The sequence below is a fragment of the Nitratidesulfovibrio liaohensis genome (assembly GCF_011682075.1).
Taxonomy (GTDB): Bacteria; Desulfobacterota; Desulfovibrionia; order Desulfovibrionales; family Desulfovibrionaceae; genus Cupidesulfovibrio; species Cupidesulfovibrio liaohensis.
Genome location: NZ_VSMK01000307.1, coordinates 1 through 3,392, shown reverse-complemented (window position 1 = coordinate 3,392; position 3,392 = coordinate 1). Strand labels below are relative to the sequence as shown.

Genomic DNA, 3,392 nt, shown 5'->3' with positions numbered 1-3,392 from the left:
TGCGCCGCTTTACTCAGGCCGAAGCCCTTTCACGCACGACTTGCATGTGTTAGGCACGCCGCCAGCGTTCAATCTGAGCCAGAATCAAACTCTCCAGTTGAAAAACTGAAGTCGCACGAACGCCTCGCAATTGAGGCACCCGCACGATTGATTACTATCGTAAAGGCTGATTCCTTCCCGACTCGCTATTTACTTGTCAAAGAACCGCAGTCACTTGGACCGCCGGAGCCATCGCTCCGCCGTGCCGTCGACCTTGTCGCAGCGCGGACGGCCCTTTTGCCGCATCCCGCATCTGCTGTCAACACCCTTTTTCACTTTTTTTTCGTGGCCGGTCGATTTTGCCAGTGTGGCGCATCGTCCGGCAGGGCTTGCAAGGTTGAAAGAGCACTCCGCTCGGAAAACCGAATGGCGGCGCGTTGTTCGCGCGCTGCCGCCGGTCGTCGTTGCGGAAGCGGGTATCTATGCGTATCGCCCGCCAAGGTCAACAACCTTTTTTCAGGCTTTGCGCATTTTTCACACAACATGATGAATTTACAGCGATAAAAACTTGAGCCAGGTAGCCGGGCAAGCCATGCGTCCGCCCGGCTACCGACAATGATGCGGGCCAAACCTACAGAGAGGGCGGGGTAACCAGCCCGGCGCTGACCATTTCCTCCACCTGGGCCACGTCCTTGTCACCCCGGCCGGACAGGTTCACCAGGATGATGGCGTCCCTGCCCAGGGCGGGGGCCAGCTTCATGGCGTGGGCCAGGGCGTGCGACGATTCCAGCGCGGGGATGATGCCTTCCGTACGGGACAGGGTGAAGAAGGCGTCCAGGGCCTCGGCGTCGGTCACGCTGGCATACTCGGCGCGGCCAATGTCCTTGAGGTGGCTGTGTTCCGGCCCCACGCCGGGGTAGTCCAGCCCGGCGGATATGGAATACACGGCGGCGGGTTCGCCCGCCTCGTCCTTCAGCATGTAGGAATGGAACCCGTGCATGACCCCCGGCGTGCCCATGCACAGGGTGGCGGCGTGGTCACCGTAGGTCAGGCCGCGCCCGGCAGGCTCCACGCCGATGAGCCGCACGCCTGCATCCGGGATGAATTCCGCGAACAGGCCGATGGCGTTGGAGCCGCCCCCCACGCAGGCCACTGCGCAGTCGGGCAGGCGGCCTTCCGCCTCCAGCATCTGGGCGCGCGCCTCGCGCCCGATCACCGACTGGAAGTGCCGCACGATGCGCGGGTACGGGTGCGGCCCCACGGCGGAACCCAGCAGGTAGAAGGTGTTCTCGGCATCGCCCAGCCAGGCGGCCAGGGCCTCGTCCACGGCTTCCTTCAGGGTGCGCTGGCCGCTCATGGCGGGTACCACTTCCGCACCCATCATGCGCATGCGGAACACGTTCAGCTTCTGGCGCTCCATGTCTTCCGCGCCCATGTGGATGGTGCACTGCATGCCCATGAGCGCGGCGGTGGCGGCAGTGGCCACGCCGTGCTGGCCCGCGCCCGTCTCCGCGATGACCTTCTTCTTGCCCATGCGTTTGGCCAGCAATATCTGGCCGATGGTGTTGTTCACCTTGTGCGCGCCAAGGTGGTTCAGGTCTTCGCGCTTGAGGTAGATCTTTGCCCCGCCAAGGCGCGCGGTAAGGTTGGCGCACAGAAACAGCGGCGTCTGGCGACCGGAATAGCGGGTCAGGTAGTATTCCAGCTCGGCCAGGAAGTCCGGGTCGGCGTGGTAGCGTTCGAAGGTGGCGGCCAGTTCGTCGAGCACGGGCTTGATGTGCTCCGGCACGTACTGCCCGCCGTAGGGGCCGAACAAACCATCAGCGGCGGGTGGCGCGGGGGGCGTGGACAGGCTGGCAGCGCGTGCGGCGGCGGCGCAGGCGCAGCCGCCATCGGTGGGCAGGGTGGCGCCGTAGGTGACACCGGCGGGGAACATGCGGGGAATGGTGGACATGGTCGAAGCTCCTCGTGCTGTTGCAGCAGGACTCCGGCCTTGATGCGGCGGCCAATACGCGGGGTTCGGCGGCGCGCCCGGAGTTCCGGCCGCGTGGTTTTTCAGCGGGTGCCGCGCCCGGTGGCGACGGCGTGCGCGAACCTCCACGGCCCTGTGGTCAGGGCCGCCACCATTGGTGGACCAGGCGCGCGCAACGGCGCGGCCCCGCAGACCGCGGGAACGCGGACGGCAGCAGGTCCGGTGATATGGAGAGTGCGGTGTGCATGGATTGCTCATGCCGCGAATCGGGTCGGCTGTCAAGAATTGTATACAGTATGCGAAAGGTGGAAATCGTGTCGCCGAAACAGGACAATCCGGCGGCAAAACGGGCCATTCCGGCTGCTTGCCGCCGCCGGGCCTCGCCTGCCAGGGGCGGGGGTGCTATCCATATATGGGCGCGCCGGGCGTGGCGCGGCCCGTTCGGGGCGGTCCGTCCATGGGATTCGTCTGGGCGGCCCGCCTGGCCCGCCTGGCCCTTACGCCCCGTCCGCACAGTCATCCCAACCGTAACCCGACAACTTCATGGAGCCGCCATGTCGTCCGCAGCCCCAGACAACCCCGCCGCAGCCCCGACTGCATCCATCACGGCACTCGTCCTCGTGGACATCCAGCGCGACTACTTTCCCGGCGGGCGCATGGCCTTGCCCGATGCCGACAACGCTGGCCGCCGCGCCGCGGAGGTGCTGGCCCGCTGCCGCGCGACGTCCATGCCGATCATCCATATCCGCCATGAAAGCATCCGCCCCGGCTCCACCTTTTTCCTGCCCGGCACGGAAGGGGCGGATATCCACCCGCTGGTGGCCCCGCTGCCCGGAGAGGCCGTGCTGACCAAGCACTTTCCCAACTCGTTCCGGGGCACGGAACTGCTGGACCGCCTGCGCGCAATCGGCGTCACCGACCTTATCGTGGTGGGCATGATGACCCACATGTGCATCGATACCACCGTACGCGCGGCCTTCGACCTGGGCTTCCGCTGCCGGGTCGCGGGCGACGCCACGGCTTCCCCCGCGTTGGCGTACGGCGGCACGCAGGTGGATGCGGACACGGTGCGCGCCGCCTTCCTGGCCGCCCTGAACGGGGTGTTTGCCGACGTGACTACAGCGGCGGATCTGGCGGTGTAGCCGGGGAGTAGCCGCCGGATGGGCTGGTGGCGCAGCGGCGCGCGCCGGGGAACTGGCGGGGTGACCTGCTGGGGTGAGGAAAGCAGGAAGCGCCTTTCGTGCCGTGTCACAGCGGCGTGTGCGGGCCGCGAATGCGCCGGGGAATTCCGCCCCCCCCGCCGCTGCCCCACCCATCCATCCGCCGAACCCTTGCCGAGTCGCCTCCGGGACGGTACATCCGGCGGGGAAGGTTGATCGCGGGCCACGCGCCGCCCACATGGCGGCGACAGGAATCGGCACGCCCGGCGGCCCACGCGGGC

At 67.0% G+C, this 3,392-nt stretch carries 2 protein-coding genes and 1 rRNA gene; 1 reads left to right on the top strand and 2 read right to left on the bottom strand.

The window, feature by feature from the left end:
• Both FVW27_RS10930 and trpB read right to left on the bottom strand, forming a co-directional pair.
• Window positions 1–100: ribosomal RNA gene (locus tag FVW27_RS10930) — 16S ribosomal RNA — on the bottom strand; the annotation flags it as partial.
• A 510-nt stretch (window positions 101–610) separates the two neighbouring features.
• The gene (trpB, locus tag FVW27_RS10920; RefSeq protein WP_243838358.1) at window positions 611–1,933 is read right to left on the bottom strand and encodes a tryptophan synthase subunit beta; all 1,323 of its coding nucleotides are present in this window, start codon (window positions 1,931–1,933) and stop codon (window positions 611–613) included.
• A gap of 572 nt (window positions 1,934–2,505) precedes the next feature.
• On the opposite strand from trpB, the gene FVW27_RS10915 reads away from it, so the two are divergent.
• Entirely contained in the window at window positions 2,506–3,093 is a 588-nt protein-coding gene (locus FVW27_RS10915; protein ID WP_167125092.1) for a cysteine hydrolase family protein, read from the top strand.
• Window positions 3,094–3,392 lie beyond the last annotated feature (299 nt).